Below are 17,905 nucleotides of genomic sequence, written 5' to 3'. Positions count from 1 at the left end.
GCCATCACGGTCGAAGGAGCCTGGATGCGTGAAAAGCATGCAAGATGGTCGGCGTTGTTCGCAGAGAAGCGCGCGACGCTGAGCAGCTATTTTGTGCGGCGAGGTGCACATCGATGCGATGCGCAGGACCTCGTGCAGGAGGTTTATCTGCGTATGTTGCGCATCGATCCCGTCGATGCTGCCAATATCCTCAGTCCTGAAGCCTATCTGTTTACGGTGGCGGCCAATCTCGTGAAGGAGCACGCTGTGCTGCGTCAGCAGCAACCGCTAGGCAGTGATGAGCTCGAGCAAGTGGTCGAGCACCTGGTGGCGCCTACCAATATCGAGGCGGAGATGGACAGTGAGTCGCGCCGACGGCATGTCGGCGACCTTATTGATCGCCTGCCACCGAAGTGCAAAGCCGTACTGATCATGCATTACCGTGATGAGCTGTCGTATCGGGAAATTGCCGAACAGATGTCGATTTCGACCAGCATGGTCAAAAAGTACATCATTAAAGGACTGGCCGCGTGTCGGAAGAGGATGGCCGATTATGAGTGAATTGACGCATCTGGATGCTGTACGGCAGGCCCATCGCATTACGGATCAGGCGGCAGCTTGGTATATCGAGCAGCAAGAACCGCTGAGCGAGCGCCAGCGTGTCGAGTTCATGAACTGGCTTCGTGCGTCCCCCAAGCACGTGGCCGAATACTTTGCGATCGTGCAGATGAACGGCGACATGAAGGCGGCGGCTGCACTCGAGAAGCTGACGACCGCCGAGTTGGTAGAGCAAACACGGCACAGTAACCCGATCGTGATGTTTCCACGGATGGGAAGGGGTGTGCCGAAGGAACTGCCACCGCAGGCGGCGATTCGCGTTCGCAGCGGACGTCTGCTTGCCGGCCTTGTTGGCATGGCGGCTACCTTTGTCCTGGCGTGGTTAGGCGTTGCACACTGGCATCTGGCCCAGGTGCCGTCCCAGCGGGTTTACGCACAGAGTTATACCGGCGACGCCAATGGGGTGCGTTCGCTGACGCTTTCGGACGGCACGCTCATTCAGCTCGACCACAACAGCCGCATCGATGTGCGCTTCGACGCGCATTACCGGCGTATCGCGGTGCTTAGCGGGCACGTGTTGTTCGATATGGGCAAGGATCACACCCGTCCCATGGTCGTCGACGTTGGTGGACACGTGTTACAAGACATCGGCACCATCTTCGACGTCAAGCGAAGTACCGATGGCGATACGCTGACCGTGATCAGCGGCCGCGTGCGTGTGCTGAACGCACAGCATGGCGCATCAAAGAGCGAGGGCCTGCCACCGCTCGGTGATCCCGTGGCTGATCTGACAGCAGGGCAACAGGTTGAGCTTGATGCGTCGGGCGTGAGCCTTGCCCGTACGGTGCAACCCGAACAAGTCACGGCGTGGCTGCCTTCGGAGATCAGCTTTCAACACGAAGCCATCGGTGACGTGGCGCGCCGTTTCAATGCTTACACCAGCAAGCCGCTGGTGATCGAGAATGACCGCATTGCCGAGAAGCGCATCAGTGGCGTTTTTCGTGCGAACAATCAGCAAGGGTTCCTGGCATACCTGTCCACATTGCCGGATGTTCGCATCATTGACGCAGGAAATCGCATTCGCATCGTTTCTGCTTCGCAGAAGACGGATACGAGAACCGGAAGCCTGTAATAAAAATTTCATGAAATTAGTGGTGCCCGGTTCCGCATAAAGGGACTCTTCAAAGATAAGGGCCGGCGATTCGCGTCTGCTTTTTGGGGTCATCTTTCAAGGGTTTTTCCTTTCATGCGAAATCGTTTGGCACTTCATATCGCTCTCGTGCTGGGCGTGGGTACGCCGTTGTCCGTACTCGCTCAGGCCACGTCCGCCACGCACACCGTCGCCATCGCGCCGATGCCGCTTGCCAAGGCACTGGAAAATTTCTCGCACGAAGCAGGTGTGCAGATCGTCTACGGTTCCGAGATTGCCGATAGTGTCCGCAGCCCGGGTGCTCAGGCAGGGCTGTCGGCGGAACAGCAGTTGCGCCAACTGCTGGCGGGCACGGGTCTCACCTATCGCTTCATAGCGCCGGATACCGTAACGATCATCCCGGGAAACGTAGCAGCCAATGCGGGTACTTCGGCCTCCGCTGCGGCGGCGACGGCCGGTAGTGCAACCTCTGATGTGACCAATGGCAGTTCGGTTTCACCTGCTGGCGGCAAGACGGCCAAAGACCTTGCCAGCGTTGTGGTAACGGCGCGATCCGGTGTGGACGTGCGCACTCGCGCCCAGACCAGTTACTCGGTCACCACGATCGATGAAGATCGCCTGCGCATGCAGGCGCCAACCAGTGTTACCGAAGCAGTGAAATCCGTACCGGGCTTCTGGGTGGAGTCATCGGGCGGCGAAGCGAGTGGAAACATCCGCGCGCGTGGTATTCCCGTCGATGGTTATGGCTCGGTGAACCTGCTTGAAGACGGCATCCCCGTGCAACACGATCCAGCGCTTGGCTATCTCAATGCCGACCAGGCCTTCCGGCTGGATGAAACGATCGACCACATCGAAGTGGTGCGCGGCGGTCCGTCATCCATCTTCTATTCGAATGCTCCGGCTGGCGCGATCAACTTCATTCCGCGCCAGGTCGATGACATGCCCGACGGCCTCATCAAATACACGGTCGGCAACTATGGATTAAATCGCCTGGACTTCTGGTATGGCACACCGATCGGCGATGGTTGGAAGTTTAGCACCGGTGGTTTCTGGCGCACCGATGACGGTATTCGCAAGCCGGGCTTCACCAATGATGACGGCGGGCAGTTGCGCGCGACGCTGTCCAAGCAGTTCGAGAACGGTGATATCAGCTTCGATGTGAAGCACATGGACGACAAGGTTGGCTTCGATCTTGGCATTCCGATGTACCGAAATTCGAGCGGTGATCTTGTGGCTGTGCCTGGTTTCAACGGTAATTACGGCACGGTGGCCGGCCCGGAAACGGAGCACATGCAGCTTCAGCAGGGCAATGGGAGCAATTATGACTTCAACGACAGCCTTGGTACTGACGTAAAGCGCACACAGTTCACGGTGAAGTTCGACTACAACCTGTGGGACGACTGGAAGCTGTCGGAAGATCTGCGTTACAGCGACACCGATACGATTCGCAACGGCGTTTATCCGAACGCCATCGAAACGGCGTCGGCGTTTCTGGCATCAGCACAATCGCAGCTTTTGAAGTACTACCCCAATGCCGCGGGCATGCAGTTGCAATACGTGAATACCGGTGCGGTGTTCAATAACGCCAACCAGAATGGCAACGGACTGGTGATTCTCGGCGGCCTGCGTGGCATCACCATGCCGATGCACGAGATCACCAGCGATACCCGTCTGATGCGCAAGTTCGAATTCGGCGACCAGACACACGATGTAACGTTTGGCTATTACCACGCCTATTTCGACCAAAGCTTCGATCGCTTCTCTTCCACTGTCCTGCTGGATACCTCCGATAACGCCAAACTGCTGAATTTGGTGGCGGTGAACGCGGAGGGTGCGCCGATCGGCATGCTCACGGATAACGGTATCTACAACAATGGCTATGAGTGGGCGCACTCATCCGGCACTTCCAACACCGATGCGTTCTACTTCTCAGATGAGTGGCAGGTGACCGATGCGCTGCGCATTGACGGCGGTGCACGCTGGGAGCGTGTAAACACCACCGGATGGACCGAGCTTCCGACCACCGTCAACCTCGGTACACCATGGAGCTCCGACATTCTCACTGGAAGTGGTCAGTATGCCGACTACGACCATAGCTTCAACAAGCTGGGGTGGACGCTGGGTGCGAATTACCAGTTCAGCGACCATCAGGGCGTCTTCGCGCGCTATACGTCCACCTTTCGTCTGCCGAACCTGAGTTCGTACATCACCACGCCGACGGCTACGCCGATCACGCAGACGATGATATTGCCGGAAGTGGGCTACAAGTTTGCCAACGAATACATCGAAACATACGAAACGTTCTTCTACACCCGATACAACGACGTTAGCTTCAGCAACTACGTGTTCAATCCCACGTCCGGCGCATCGACTGCGGAGACGGGGTATGCGAATACCGAAACCTACGGCCTGGAACTTGAGGGCACGGTTTATCCCTCCAAGTGGTTCGATATTCAGTACAGCGCCACGCTGCAGGATCCTCGCTACAAGGGTCTGCGCTATACGACCATCACGGCGGGCGAGCCGGTGCTGAACGATTATGACGACGACCAGCTTATCCGCGTGCCGAGGAAGAGTGCACGCATCGTCCCGGGTGTCAATTTGCTCAATAACAAGCTTCGTCTGCAGGCAGCTTTTGAGTACGAAGGCAGACGTTTCTCCGATACCGCCAATTCGGTGATTTTGCCGCAATACACCACACTGGGGTTCAGTGCACGCTACCAGGCCACGCCGGACCTGTCGTTCTTTCTGTATGCCGACAACATCACCAACTCATTGGGCCTGACCGAAGGCAACCCACGATCGGGTGAGTTGAAGAGCAGCGATGCGGGAGATACGGTGTTTATCGCGCGGCCCTTGTTGGGTCGCTCGTTTAGAGCATCGGTGATGTATCGGTTCTGATGGCGGCGTGCCCATTTATCACGCAGGCATTCACCCTGCCGTCATCCAGCAAGTGCGTGATGGCAAGGTGGAGAGCGCTGTGACTCGGCCTCAAATCCTGAAGTGAATCGATCCCATGAAAACCCGCGTTCGACTCGGCTCTATTCCGTTTCTGGTGCTTATGATTTTGTTTCTGTGGAGTACGAGTGTCGTCCATGCGGATGACACTGCGCCGAATCTCACTTTAAAAGGCCAGATTCATTCCCAGGACAATCACACCTACCGCCCCGTCGTCTTCGACGTGCCGGCCAACGTCAACCGTATCACGATCCAGTTTGCCTATACCGGCCGTGATCAGCGCACCACCATTGATCTGGGGCTGCTTGGGCCGGATGGATTCCACGGACAGGATGGATTCCGCGGTTGGAGTGGCGGAAGCAAACAGATTTTTACAATCAGTGCGACGGATGCTACGCCATCCTTCTTGCCCGGTGCGATTCGTCCTGGCCGCTGGACGTTGCTGCTTGGTATTCCCAACATTCGGCCGAACGTGACGGCCGATTACACGGCGAAGATCTGGTTCGGCCATCCAGGTGATCCCGCATGGTTGCCCGAAGTGCTGAATCCGCCTTTGCGCAAGGAGGCCGGTTGGTATCGTGGCGATCTGCATATGCATGGCGCGCATAGCGACGGCACCTGTGCCAGCCAAAGTGGCAAGCAGCGCGTACCTTGTCCCTTGTACCTCACCATCGATGCCGCACTCCAACGGGGGCTCGACTTCATTGCATTGAGCGATCACAACGCGGTATCGCAGGCCAATGATATCCGGGAACTGCAGCCCTATTACGACCAGCTATTGCTGATGCCTGCACGTGAGTTCACGACATTCACCGGGCATGCCAATCTGTTTGGTTCTGATGAACCGGTGGATTTCCGTGTCGGCAGTGCATCCGTGCCGGATTGGAATACCTTGCTGCGCGAGGCCGCAGCGCTGCACGGTCTGATTTCCATCAATCATCCTCTTCTGGCAGACGACGAAGGCTGCATGGGGTGCGGCTGGGCATCGGCCAAACCGGTGGATATGCATCTGGTGCAAGCCATCGAGGCGGTGAATGGCGTCGACGCAATGCTTCCCACGTCTGGCATTCCGTTCTGGCAGCATCTGCTCGATCAAGGCTATCGGCTGACAGGTGTGGGTGGCAGTGACAATCATGATGCCAAGCAAGTCGTGGGCAATCTGGTCGGCACACCCACCACGGTGGTGCACGCCAGCGAGCTTTCCATGCCGGCCATTCTTGCCGGCATACGCGCGGGGCATGTGTTCATCGATGTACAGGGCACGCGCGACCGGTTTCTCGATCTCACTGCGAGTGCAGGGCACGAAACGGCTGAAATGGGCGATGCGATGACCGTTCCATCCGGTCAGTACACGCGTTTGACTGTCAAGGCGTCGGCGCCGGAAGGCAGTCGCGTGGAAATGATCGTGGATGGCAAGCCGTGGCAACCGGACGCAAATCTTGCGGTGCATGGCTCACTAACTCAGTCCTTTAGCTGGCCAAGTGACGGTAAGCGGCACTGGATACGCGCCAATGTGCGCGGGGCAGCAGGTGAACTGCTGTTGGTCGGCAATCCGGTTTACATCAACTGAGGCATTACCATTGAGTTGGCCACGTCGGACAATGATCCGACGTGGCTTTTTCTTCTGCGTTAATACTCGCTGCGGATCAACCGGTAACCGATGCAGCACCATTCTCCAGATGTCCCGTATAACGACGGATCCAGCTCGAGTCCCCACTGAGGGTGATGGTGAAGTCGTACCAACCGTTGGTGTTGGCGACGGCGGAGAAGTAGGTATTGGTCGTGGCGCCTGCTGCAACCGTATAGGTCCACGGTCCTTCGCTGGTGTAGTTGTTGGCAGTGATGGTGAAGGTGACCGCTTCGCTGCCACCGTTGGCCAAAGCGAAATAGATGGCCAACTGGCTGGAGACCGGATCGTTAGCGTACGACGAGGTGATGCTGCAGCTCTTGCCTGAGTTGTTCAGATTACCGGTAAAACGGCGCAGGAAGCGATTCGGGCCGGTCACCGTCAGGTCGTAGCTGCCACTGCCGTAGCCGCTGCCGACGTTGAAGAAGTCGCTGACCGAGCCATTGCTTCCATTGCTGTATGCGCCAACCGTGTATTGCCACGGGCCGCCACTGCGATAGGCGTTGGCGTAGATCGCCATCGGCACCGCGCTCGCAGCGATGCTGCCAACGTTGAGCATCTCGATCCAGATCAAGATCTGGCCATCCGAACCGTATTGGATCGAAGAGATATTCGCATCGGGCTGATAGGGCAGGGCACACGCCGTGCGCGTACCGGTTTCCTGCGCCGGAAGGCTGTTGGAGGCATTGCCGTCCGTGGGATTGGGCATCAGATCGCAGGTGGTTTCGCGGTTGATGGTCGCGGTGGCCGCCGGCAGATTCGTCGGCAGTCCATAGACGGGATTGGCAAAGTTGAACGCACCCGTCAGGTCACCCGCCACTTGTCGCCGCCACGCACTGATGTAAGAAGACAACGCTGGTGTACCCAGGGCCGTGGTCCAGCTTTCCAGGAACTGGATCACCGAGGTGTGATCGTAGATTTGCGAATCCACCACGCCGCCGCGCGTCCAGGGCGAGCAGATGATCATCGGTACGCGAAAGCCCATGCCAATCGGCTGAGAGGATCCGTCTACGGTGATGAATTCGTTGGCGGTGCCGCTGGGCGGAATCGGCGGCGGAACGTGATCGAAGAAGCCGTCGTTTTCATCGTAATTAAGAATAAGCACCGTGGAATTGAACACATCCGCGTTTGCCGCCAACGCCTGCATCACCAGGTTCATGAAGTACTCGCCGTTTTCCGGCGGCGCATCAGGATGCTCGGAATAATCCTGGCTGGCCACGATCCAGCTCACTTGCGGCAGCGTGCCGTTGACGACATCGTTCTGGATGGCCAAAGCGATATCGCTGGGTGTAGAACCGGTCGTATCGGGGACCGATGCCATGCCCTGCTGATACAGCGGACTGGATGTCGACGCATCCGCGAATTGCGTGAAATAGGCCAGACCATTGTCGCCGAAGTTGTCCGATGCGTTCTGGTACACCTTCCACGTCACGCCGGCGGCCTGCAGTTCTTCCGCATAGGTCTCCCAGGTGAGGCCGGACTCGGAACCGCCGTCGTAAGCGGGTCCGCCATTCTGGCCGGTCGGATCGATCATGCCGCCCCATAGATAGGTGCGATTGGGACCGGTCGAGCTGAGGATGGAGGAGAAATAGTGGTCGCAGATGGTGTAGGCATCGGCGAGCGCGTAATGGTACGGAATGTCCTGGCGTGTGAGATAGCCAAGCGTGCGCACGCTGGCTTTGGCGGCGACCCAGCCATCCATTTTTCCGTCATCCCATGCGCTGTGTTGGGTTGCCCATGAATGATCCAGGCTGCCGTCGCATTGGGTAAGGACTTCGCCGCTCTCGCCAAGCTCCGGCGAAGTGGTGTTGAACGCCCACGGATATTGGCGCGATGTCCCGTTGGGTTGATTGAATACCGAGTACCCGCCCGAAAGCGTGATGCCTGCTTTATCCGCGAAGCCGCGCACACCCTGCAGCGTGCCAAAATAATGATCGAAGCTACGATTCTCCTGCATGAGAATCACGACGTGCTTGATGTTCGTCAGGCCACTTGTTGTTTCAGCACTTGCCGCTTGCGCCGGCTTGATGGTTCCGCCTAGCGCATACCCGGTTGCACCCACAGCCGCAGCTTTGATCGACAACGTAAGAAATTTACGGCGATTCATCTCGACCATGGGATCCTCGCGCTCGAATGGGTTTGTTCGAGCGACGATAGGGAGCCTCTGTGCCATTTTTATGACGTGCAAATTTCCTCGAACAATTATTTTTGTTCTTCACGATTCGTGCACATCAAAGTTTGATCGCTGCCGCATTTTTCATGTTGCAAGGCATCACCGATGAATGCGCTTGTCGCGAGCCAGTCGTCCAAGCCGTTGCAAGGCGCGATCAAGTTTATCGCTCCACGGCAATCCGCAACTCAGGCGCAGGCAGTCGGCGTAATCGCCACGACTGGAAAACAACATGCCTGGTGAGGTACCAATGCCTTCGGCGAGCGCTGTCTCGAACAGCGCACCAACATCTGTATCCGGTGGCAACTGCGTCCAAAGCGAAAGACCACCGCGCGGTGTGCATGCACGGGTTTCCTTGGGCCAATAACGCTCGATGGCTTCATGCAGACGTTGCCCGTTGTCAGCCAGCGCCATGCGCAAACGGCGCAGATGACGTTCCAGGTCGTGGCGTTGCAAATAATGGACAAGTGCCAGTTGCGGAAGGCTCGCACCGCCGACGGTAGAGAAATACTTGGCTCGCAGTAACGCATCGGTCCACTCCGATCCGACCAGCCAGCCGATGCGCAATCCTGGCGAAAGAATTTTCGAGAACGAACTGCAGGTGATGACGTTGCCGTGCCGGTCCCAGCGCCGCATGGGTGATGGTCGTTGTCCGGACCAGGACAATTCGCCGTAGATATCGTCTTCGATAACGATGGTTTTGTGCTTTGCGCAACTCGCGAGGATGGCCTGTTTGGCAGCGTCATCAGTCAAGCTGCCAAGTGGATTATTGAAGTTGGGTACCAGCACGGCGGCACGTACTGTGTTCTGCTGCAGCCGCTGATCGAGTCGCGCTACATCGATCCCACCGCCCGGCACATTGGGCACTTCCAGTACCTTCAGTTGCAGTGCCGCAATCGCCTGCAGAATGCCGTGATACGTCGGCGATTCCACCAGCACCACATCGCCGGGAGTGGTCACTGTCCGCAAGGCAAGGCTGATGGCTTCCATCGCGCCGGCGGTGATGATGATTTCGTCGGGTGACACGGATACGCCCAGTTGCGCGTAGCGCTGCGCGATCATGCGGTGCAATGCGGGGTGGCCTTGTGGCGGGGCGTAATCCAATGCTGCCGCTGGTGCGTGCCGCAGGCAATGCGAGAGTGAAGCGGTGAGTGCTGATTGCGGAAGGAGTTCTGGCGCCGCTGTCGCACTGTGCAGAGGAAGCAAGTCGCTGCGCGCAAGCATGTCCAACACGTCTTGCAGCATGGGATTGCTGACCGTAGCCGGCGTGCGCCGCCGTGGGGGCCGTAAGCTGGGCGTTTGCGGTGTGGCTGCGCGCACAAAGTAACCGGAGCGCGGCCGTGCCTGAGCCAGGCCTTCGCGTTCCAGTTGCAGGCACGCTTGCACGGCGGTTGCAGTGCTTACACCGTGACTGCGCGCCAGTTGCCGGATCGATGGCAATCGCTCTCCGGCACGAAGCGCACCTTGGGCAATCTGCTCGCGCAATTGGCTGGCCAGTTGTTCGTAGAGCAGCACGACGGCATTCCATCTGTATCGGTCGAAATCGATCTTATCTGCATCTGTCATGGTTGTGTGGGCCGTTCTAGGCTGGCCTCCCATCGGAGAGAGGAAGCACCATGACGCAGGTATCGGCCCAGGAAGGCAGCCGCACAGCGCTAGGCACCTTGCTGCTTGGCGAGCTATTGATTGGTTCCGTGGGTGTGTTCGTCCACGAAAGCGGTGAAGATGCGGTCACCGCCGTGTTCTATCGTTGCCTGTTCGGCGGCTTGTTTCTGCTTGCCTGGGGATTGGCGCGAGGGCATTTGCGTGGCGTCTTGCAGGATCGCGTGCTGCTGCGCGGAGCCTTGCTCAGTGGCGTGTTGCTGGTGCTGAACTGGGTGGCGCTGTTTGCCGGTATGGCGCGTTCGTCGATCGGCGTGGCGACGATGGTCTATCACTTTTTTCCGTTCGTCATGCTGATATTGGCGGCGTTGCTGCAGGGCGAGCGCACGCGCCCCGCCGATCTGCTTTGGACGTTGATCGGCTTTGCGGGTGTCGTTTGTTCAGCCGATCCTTTGCGCATATGGCGCAACGCCGATGCGAATTACCTCACCGGCATCGGTTTGACTTTGTTGTCAGCAGTGCTGTGTGGGGCGTCATTGCTGATGTCCCGGCAGGTAGGCAAGAAGCGCCCATTCGCGCTGGTGATGATCCAGTGCTGGGTGGGTGTGGCGATGTTGGCAGGCTTTTCCAGTCCGGATGTGTTCCATGCGGGTTGGCACTGGGGATGGCTGGTGGGGCTGGGCGTGATTCACAGCGGCATCGTGTATGTGCTGTTCTATTCGTCCTATCCGCGTCTGCCGGTGGTGACGATAGCGGTGATGGCCTTCGTGTATCCGATGGTTGCGCTATTGCTGGATTACCTGATCTACGGGCACCGCCTGGTGCCGTTGCAGATGGCGGGCCTGGCGTTGATCGTGCTGGGCACGTTTGGCGTCAATCTGAAATGGGTGCCTTGGCCGATGCGCCATCGACAGGCATGTACGCAACCGTAGCCTCAACGGTTTTCCGGCAGCGGCCACCATTGGACGACGTCATCGACGATGCTGGCGAGTGACCGGGTCGCAGAAACGGTAAGTACCTGCGCTTCGTGGCGGGGTGGTTCCAAATCGCGGAATTGGCTCTTCACCAACGTGGCAGGCATGAAATGTCCTGCGCGGCTGGCTACGCGCTGCGTTGCTTCAGCCTCGCTTAGTTCCAAAAACAGGAAGCCGAGTTCGGGAATGCCTCGCCGCAGCGTCTCACGATAGTCACGTTTGAGCGCGGAGCATGTCAGTACGACACGCTCCGCGGCGACCAGTCGATGACTGGCTTCGCGCACCAATCGTTCCAGCCAACCCTGCCTGTCGTTGTCCGTGAGCGGAATGCCCGCGCGCATCTTTTCGACATTCTGTGCGGGATGAAAGTCGTCGCCTTCGATCAGGGACGCATGAGTGCGTGAGCAGATGGCCGAAGCCACGGTCGATTTGCCGCAACCGGAAACGCCCATGACGACGAGGGCGTGCATTTCATCAGGCATAACTATCTCGTGGCGAGGCCGCTTCCGGATAGAAAGCATGCGCTACTCGACCTGAGGGGTAAAGCCTTGCGGTATGCCCGTCATGTCCGGTAATCGATGCGCAATGCCCTTATGGCAATCGATACAGGTCTGGTGATTGGGGCCTGACAGCGCCGCCTTGTGAATCGCCGCAGCGCGCGGACTTTGCCGGGTGAAGTCCATCGAAGCAAAGTTGTGGCAGTTGCGGCATTCCAGCGAATCGTTGGCCTTCAGTCGTGCCCATTCGTGCTCGGCCAGTTCCAGCCGGTTGTCGAGGAATTTCTGCCGCGTATCGATGGTGCCGAACAGCCATCCCCACACCTCCTTGGATGCCTGCATCTTGCGGGCAATTTTTGGTGTCCATGCGTGTGGTACGTGGCAGTCGCCGCAGGTGGCGCGAACGCCGGACCGGTTGGACCAGTGGATGGTCGTTTTCAGATCCTGATACACGTTGTCATGCATTTCATGGCAGGAGACGCAGAATTTTTCGGTCGTGGAGTATTCGAGCGCCGTATTGAAGGCGCCCCAGAACAGGATGCCTGCGACGAAACCGCACAAGGTAAGAAAACCAAGGCTGAAATGGAGGCTTGGCGTGGAAAGGATCTGCCAGCATTTGCGGAGGAAGGCGCGCATGTCGGTGCCTCATTGCCCGTTCTTGGCGGCGGCCTGAATCACCGCGGTGTCGTATTGATAGGTGTTACCTACCAGAGGCTTGGCGTTGGTCTGTGGGACATGGCATTGCGTGCAGAAATAACGGCGCGGCGAGATTTGTGCGAGTACCTGGCCCTCGCGCGTTACATAGTGCGAAGCGGCGATGGCGGGTGCGTTGAATTTTGCAGCGTTGGCACGCGTGTGACACATCAGGCAGCGGTTGTAGTTCTTGTCCACCTGATAATTGTCGATGCTGTGCGGAATGGTGGGTGGCTGCATCGGATAGTTGCGTTCGCGCGGCACGTCGTTGTTTTCGACAGCTGCCATTGGCAGTGGCATAGCTTCCTGGTTGATCGGGATGCCGCGGCGCAATGCGTCGAGGTTGGTAGCAACCGGGGTATTGGTTTCCGGTGGCACGGTCGCTCTCGACGCCACTTGCCTCGCCACCGGTGCGCTTTGTGCGGAAGCGGGCGGACTTTGCGTCGCGGTCTCCTCGTGATGGATGTGAGGTAGCATCGTGACCACGATCAACGTGCCAACGAGAAACACGGCGATGATCCAGAACAGCGCACTACGCATGGCATGTTCCTCAGACTTTAAGGACTTTAACGGCGCACTTCTTGTAGTCGGTCTGTTTGGAGATGGGATCGGTCGCGTCGAGCGTGGCCTTGTTGATCAACTGGGCCGCATCGAACCAGGGTACGAATACCAGGCCGACCGGGACGCGATCACGTCCGCGTGTTTCTACGCGAGATAACATCTCGCCGCGCCGTGAAACGATGCGCACCTCATCGCCGCGTCGCAGTCCACGCTTCTGCGCATCGTCCGGATGCATGAAGCACACTGCCGATGGAAAGGACTTGTAAAGCTCCGGCACGCGCATGGTCATCGAACCGGAGTGCCAGTGCTCCAGCACGCGCCCGGTGCTCAGCCACAGGTCGTACTCCGCATCGGGCGATTCGGCGGGCGGTTCGTAAGGCAATGCCCAGATCACGGCTTTGCCATCAGGATTGCCGTAGAAATCCCAGTCAGTACCCGGTTTGACGTAAGGGTCGCTGCCCTCCTTGTAGCGCCACAACGTTTCCTTGCCGTTGACCACCGGCCAGCGTAAGCCGTGCGCTTTGTGGTACATGTCGAATGGTGCCAGGTCGTGGCCGTGGCCGCGGCCGAATGCAGCGTATTCCTCGAACAGTCCTTTCTGAATATAGAAGCCGAAGGCTTTGGCTTCGTTGTTGGCATAAGCCGGGTCGCATTGCTCCAACGGGAATTTGTCGACATTACCGTTGCGATACAGCACGTCGTAGAGCGTCTTGCCGCGGACTTCCGGCATCTTGGCAATCAACTCTTCCGGCCAGACGTCCTCGATCTTGAAGCGCTTGGAAAATTCGACGAGTTGCCAAAGATCCGAGCGCGCGTCATCAGGTGCCTGCACCATCTGATGCCAGAATTGCGTGCGGCGCTCGGCGTTGCCGTAAGCGCCTTCTTTTTCCACCCACATGGCAGCAGGGAGCACCAAGTCTGCCGCTTCGCAGGTCACGGTGGGGTAGGCGTCGGAGACAATCACGAAGCAGTCGGGATTGCGATAGCCGGGATAGGTTTCCTCGTCCAGGTTGGCTGCCGCCTGCATGTTGTTATTGCACTGCACCCAGTACCAGTTGAGCTTGCCGTCCTTGAGCATGCGATTCTGCTGCACGGCGTGATAACCCACTTCACCGATGATCGTGCCCGCCGGCAGTTTCCAGATGTGTTCGGCTTCCTCGCGATGCTTCGGATTGGTAACGACCAGATCAGCGGGCAGTCGGTGTGAGAACGTCCCGACTTCGCGTGCGGTGCCGCAGGCGGAAGGCTGGCCGGTCAGTGAGAATGGACTGTTGCCCGGCGTGGCGATTTTCCCGGTCAGCAAATGGATGTTGTAGACCATGTTGTTGGCCCACACGCCGCGCGTGTGTTGATTGAAACCCATGGTCCAGAAGCTCGTCACCTTGATGTTGGGATCGGCATACAGCTCAGCCAGTTGCTTGAGCCAGGCTTCGTCCACGTTGGCGTGTTTGGAGGCATATTCAAGCGTGTACGGTTTGACGAACTCAGCGAATTGCTCGTATGTCATCGGCTGGCCGCCGCCTGGATCTTTGGCGTTCTTGGCCTTCAGCTCCAGCGGATTGTCAGGGCGCAGTCCGTAGCCGATGTCGGTGTTGCCGAGCATGAAGCGCACGTGCTTGCCGACGAAGTCCTGGTTGACGCGCCCGCTGCTGATGATGGTGTTGGCGATGTAATTGAGGATGATCAGATCGGTTTGCGGCGTAAACACGATCGGAATGTCGGCAAGGTCGAACGAACGATGCTGGAAGGTGGAAAGCACAGCCACCTTTACCTTGGGATTGGACAGACGCCGATCGGTCACGCGTGTCCACAGGATGGGGTGCATCTCCGCCATGTTCGAGCCCCATAGCACGAAGGCGTCGGCGGCTTCGATGTCGTTGTAGCAACCCATCGGCTCGTCCGCGCCGAACGTGCGCATGAAGCCCATGACGGCCGAGGCCATGCAGTGACGCGCATTGGGGTCGATATTGTTGGAGCGGAAGCCGGCCTTCATCAGCTTGTTGCCGGCATAGCCCTCCCAGATCGTCCATTGTCCGGAGCCGAACATGCCGATAGCCGTGGGACCTTTGTCCTTGAGTACCTGCTTGCACTTTTCGGCCATCAGGTCGAAGGCTTCGTCCCAGCTCACTTCGACGAAATCGCCATGCTTGTCGTAGATGCCATTCTTTTTACGCAGCAGCGGTTTGGTCAGTCGATCCTTGCCATACATGATCTTGGAGAGGAAGTAGCCCTTCACGCAGTTGATGCCGCGATTGACTTCGCATAGTTCATCGCCATGCGTGGCGACCACGCGGCCATCTTTGACGGCGACATTGACACCACAGCCGGTTCCGCAAAAGCGACAGGGCGCTTTGGCCCACTGCAATGTGGATGACTCCGGATTCGCCAACTGTGCGCCCGCCGGAAACGCAATGCCGGCGGCGGCAGCGGCGGTGGTGGCGGCGGTCAGCTTGACGAATTCACGTCGTGTGACGCTCATCATGCAGCTCCTCTTCCAGAGAATCTTTGTCTTCAACGTGGTGATAAACGAGATTGACGGTGATGACTCCTTCGAGATCGCGCAGCGTATCGACGCGATCCATGATGTCGCCGCGGTGTTCACCTTCCATGACCAGCACCATCCGGGCACCTTCCTGCACGGCGAGTTCGGTCTGCGGGAGTTTCAGTGCAGCATCCATGACTGCGGCGATCCGCTCGGGACGCGCGGTGACGATAAAACTGGTGATATGCCATTCCTTGCTCATGGCGTGGTCACCGTTTCACTAGGGTGAAGGGAAATGGCCTGAGGCGGGCAGATCGCGATACATGCGCCGCAACCGGTGCAACGTGAGGTGTCGATTTCCGGAGTCGGTACCGAGGCGGCGTAGTGCAGGCGAATGGCTTGCTCTGGGCAGGCATCGACGCAGGCCATGCAAAAAATGTCGTGCTTGGCGAGACACTGTTTGCTGACGGTTATTTGCAGATGCCATGGTGTCTGATCACCGGCATCAACAGCACCCGCGGTGCAGGCGCTCGCGCAGTTGCCGCAGAAGGTGCATTCGCCACGGGAGAAATCGACGACTGGAAAGCCACCGTCGCCGATGACGATGATGTGAGTGGGGCAGGCTCTTACGCAGTCGTTGCAGCGCGTGCAGCGATCAAGGAAATCTTGTTCGGGCAACGACCACGGCGGCCGTACCGCTGCTGTCGCAGCACGGCGGCCAAACAAGAAGGCGCGGCGTGCCTTGAGGTTGTCCATGGCTCAATGTCCCACCGGACCGGGTGGTCCGTTGAACATCTGCCAGATCCACACTGTGAATCCCCAGGCGCTAACAAAAAGAACCGCGACGACCGGAGCGAGTACCACGGTCAGGAATACGAATACCCAGGTTTCCCAGCGACGACGGTTGTCGACGGATACCTCATCCATGCTCCGCTCCCCACCCAGTCTGCGTTTAGCATACGCGCAAAAGTGCGCATGAATAGTGCAGACGGCCAGATTTGGCCGTCCAGACGTCTTCACATAGGCATCACATTCTGATGAGAAGCAGCGTTCGATGGGCTATGCAGGCGACTACATAACGACCGGGCAACGTGCTTATTCCTTTGCCGCCAGCGCCCGATTTACGCGCAGCGCGAGCAACGTGCATGCGACGCCTGAGAGCAGGTACACGCTTACCGCAACGAGGCCGAAGCGCGCAGACAGGCCAAGCGCCACGAGTGGCGCGAATCCCGCACCGATGAGCCAGGCGAAATCGGAGGTCAAGGCCGCGCCGGTATAGCGAAGATGTATTTCAAAGTTTGAGGTCACACTGCCTGCTGCCTGCCCGTAAGAGAAACCGAGCAACAGGAATCCGATCAGGATGAAGGCATCTTGTGCAGCCTTGCCGCCGCCAAGCAACCATGGCGCGAACAGCGCAAAGACACCGATCAGCGCTGCGGCGGTTCCCAGCGTTGTACGCCGGCCGATGCGATCAGCGACGATGCCGGATGCAATGATGCCGAAAATGCCGGCAACCGCACCGACGATTTGTACTGCCAGTACTTCGTTGACCGATTGTGTCGTGCCGAGCGTGATCCACGACAGTGGAAAGATCGAGACCAGATGGAATAACGCATAGCTCGCCAACGCGGCAAAGGCGCCGACGAAGATGTTGTAGCCTTGTCGCTCGATCATCGGAATGATGCCGATCGGCTCCAGCTCGCGCTCTTCCATGGCGCGCGTGTATTCCTCGGTGACGACCAGACGCAGGCGCGCGAACAACGCTACGACGTTGATGGCGAAGGCGACGAAGAACGGATAGCGCCAGCCCCAGTCAATAAAATCGTCTTGGGCGAGTTCCGCATGCAGGAACAGAAACAATGCACTGGCGATCATGAAGCCGATCGGTGCGCTGAGTTGTCCCAGCATCGCGTACCAGCCACGTCGCTCCGGTGGCGTGTTGAGGGCAAGCAGGGAAGGCAGGCCATCCCACGATCCGCCCAGCGCAATACCCTGCAGGAAACGGAAGAAGGCGAGCAGGCCGATGGCCCAGCTGCCGATCACGCCATAGCCGGGCAGGAAGGCCATGCCCGCGGTGGCGCTACCGAGCAGGAACAGCGCAATGGTGAGCTTGGTGCCGCGGCTCCAGCGCCGCTGGGCCGTCATGAACAGTGTGGTGCCGAACGGACGGGCGATGAACGCCAGGGAGAAGATCGCGAAGGACAGCAGCATGCCGTCGAGGCGGCTCTCGAAGGGGAAGAATACCGTCGGGAATACCAGCACGCAGGCGATGCCGAAGACGAAGAAATCGAAGTATTCGGACGTCCGCCCGATTACCACGCCGATGGCGATCTCGCCCGGCGCCACCTTGGCCTGGGCGTGGATACGGCCAATGTCTTCATGGCTGAAATCGCCCGGTTCGCGCTGATCCTCAAACGTCGTCGACATCGTCGTTGCTCGGTCAAGGGAGGGTGCGGCAGGTACAGCATGGCACTGTCGCAGCGTGATGGCTAGAGTCGCCGCGATAGCTTTGCTGTGCCGCGCGCAAAGGAGGGCAAAATGTCGCGTGACTTTGCGATCGAATGCGAGAATCGTACAAACCGTGCGCTTTTTTTACATATTTGCGTCCGGTGGGAACGTGCAGAGTTGGTTGTTGCACGCGAAAGTGATCAGAA

15 protein-coding genes are annotated in these 17,905 nt (G+C 58.5%); 5 read left to right on the top strand and 10 right to left on the bottom strand.

Annotated elements, in window-relative coordinates:
• The first annotated feature begins 24 nt into the window (after positions 1-24).
• From ISN74_RS17020 to ISN74_RS17005, 4 genes are all read left to right on the top strand, one after another.
• Positions 25-540 carry an RNA polymerase sigma factor gene (locus tag ISN74_RS17020; RefSeq protein WP_188800348.1) on the top strand — a complete coding sequence of 172 codons (516 nt, stop codon included), beginning with the start codon at positions 25-27 and terminating at the stop codon, positions 538-540.
• Positions 533-1,669 (top strand): FecR family protein, encoded by a 1,137-nt coding sequence (locus ISN74_RS17015; RefSeq protein ID WP_188800347.1) that lies wholly within the window; start codon positions 533-535, stop codon positions 1,667-1,669. The genes ISN74_RS17020 and ISN74_RS17015 overlap by 8 nt, the downstream gene beginning before the upstream one ends.
• A gap of 114 nt (positions 1,670-1,783) precedes the next feature.
• Positions 1,784-4,588, top strand: coding sequence for a TonB-dependent receptor (locus tag ISN74_RS17010; RefSeq protein WP_188800346.1), 2,805 nt, complete (start codon positions 1,784-1,786; stop codon positions 4,586-4,588).
• 115 nt (positions 4,589-4,703) lie between these two features.
• Positions 4,704-6,215, top strand: coding sequence for a CehA/McbA family metallohydrolase (locus ISN74_RS17005; RefSeq protein ID WP_188800345.1), 1,512 nt, complete (start codon positions 4,704-4,706; stop codon positions 6,213-6,215).
• A gap of 76 nt (positions 6,216-6,291) precedes the next feature.
• Here ISN74_RS17005 and ISN74_RS17000 read toward each other — a convergent pair whose 3' ends face one another.
• Both ISN74_RS17000 and ISN74_RS16995 read right to left on the bottom strand, forming a co-directional pair.
• Positions 6,292-8,379, bottom strand: a complete 2,088-nt coding sequence (locus tag ISN74_RS17000) for a phosphocholine-specific phospholipase C (protein ID WP_203546636.1) — start codon at positions 8,377-8,379, stop codon at positions 6,292-6,294.
• 165 nt (positions 8,380-8,544) lie between these two features.
• Entirely contained in the window at positions 8,545-9,957 is a 1,413-nt protein-coding gene (locus ISN74_RS16995) for an aminotransferase-like domain-containing protein (protein ID WP_188800733.1), read from the bottom strand.
• Between the two features lie 101 nt (positions 9,958-10,058).
• Between ISN74_RS16995 and ISN74_RS16990 the strand changes: the two genes are divergently transcribed.
• A complete protein-coding gene (locus tag ISN74_RS16990) occupies positions 10,059-10,976 on the top strand; it encodes a DMT family transporter (protein WP_188800343.1) in 918 nt (305 codons plus the stop codon).
• Between the two features lie 2 nt (positions 10,977-10,978).
• Here ISN74_RS16990 and ISN74_RS16985 read toward each other — a convergent pair whose 3' ends face one another.
• The 8 genes from ISN74_RS16985 to ISN74_RS16950 form a co-directional block, all read right to left on the bottom strand.
• Positions 10,979-11,500, bottom strand: a complete 522-nt coding sequence (locus ISN74_RS16985; RefSeq protein WP_188800342.1) for a gluconokinase — start codon at positions 11,498-11,500, stop codon at positions 10,979-10,981.
• A gap of 42 nt (positions 11,501-11,542) precedes the next feature.
• Complete coding sequence (locus ISN74_RS16980) at positions 11,543-12,151, bottom strand: NapC/NirT family cytochrome c (RefSeq protein WP_188800341.1); 609 nt, start codon at positions 12,149-12,151, stop codon at positions 11,543-11,545.
• A 9-nt stretch (positions 12,152-12,160) separates the two neighbouring features.
• On the bottom strand, positions 12,161-12,748 hold the full coding sequence (locus ISN74_RS16975; RefSeq protein ID WP_229679335.1) for a nitrate reductase cytochrome c-type subunit: 588 nt from the start codon (positions 12,746-12,748) through the stop codon (positions 12,161-12,163).
• Positions 12,749-12,758: 10 nt separating this feature from the next.
• Positions 12,759-15,248, bottom strand: a complete 2,490-nt coding sequence (napA, locus tag ISN74_RS16970; protein ID WP_188800340.1) for a nitrate reductase catalytic subunit NapA — start codon at positions 15,246-15,248, stop codon at positions 12,759-12,761.
• A complete protein-coding gene (locus ISN74_RS16965; protein ID WP_188800339.1) occupies positions 15,229-15,513 on the bottom strand; it encodes a chaperone NapD in 285 nt (94 codons plus the stop codon). The genes napA and ISN74_RS16965 overlap by 20 nt, the downstream gene beginning before the upstream one ends.
• On the bottom strand, positions 15,510-16,007 hold the full coding sequence (gene napF, locus ISN74_RS16960) for a ferredoxin-type protein NapF (protein WP_188800338.1): 498 nt from the start codon (positions 16,005-16,007) through the stop codon (positions 15,510-15,512). The genes ISN74_RS16965 and napF overlap by 4 nt, the downstream gene beginning before the upstream one ends.
• A gap of 3 nt (positions 16,008-16,010) precedes the next feature.
• The gene (locus ISN74_RS16955; RefSeq protein WP_188800337.1) at positions 16,011-16,178 is read right to left on the bottom strand and encodes a nitrate reductase; all 168 of its coding nucleotides are present in this window, start codon (positions 16,176-16,178) and stop codon (positions 16,011-16,013) included.
• Between the two features lie 168 nt (positions 16,179-16,346).
• The gene (locus tag ISN74_RS16950; protein WP_188800336.1) at positions 16,347-17,678 is read right to left on the bottom strand and encodes an MFS transporter; all 1,332 of its coding nucleotides are present in this window, start codon (positions 17,676-17,678) and stop codon (positions 16,347-16,349) included.
• Positions 17,679-17,905: the final 227 nt, after the last annotated feature.

It is taken from the genome of Dyella caseinilytica (assembly GCF_016865235.1).
Lineage (GTDB): Bacteria > Pseudomonadota > Gammaproteobacteria > Xanthomonadales > Rhodanobacteraceae > Dyella_B > Dyella_B caseinilytica.
This window is presented reverse-complemented; position numbering and strand designations above follow the sequence as displayed.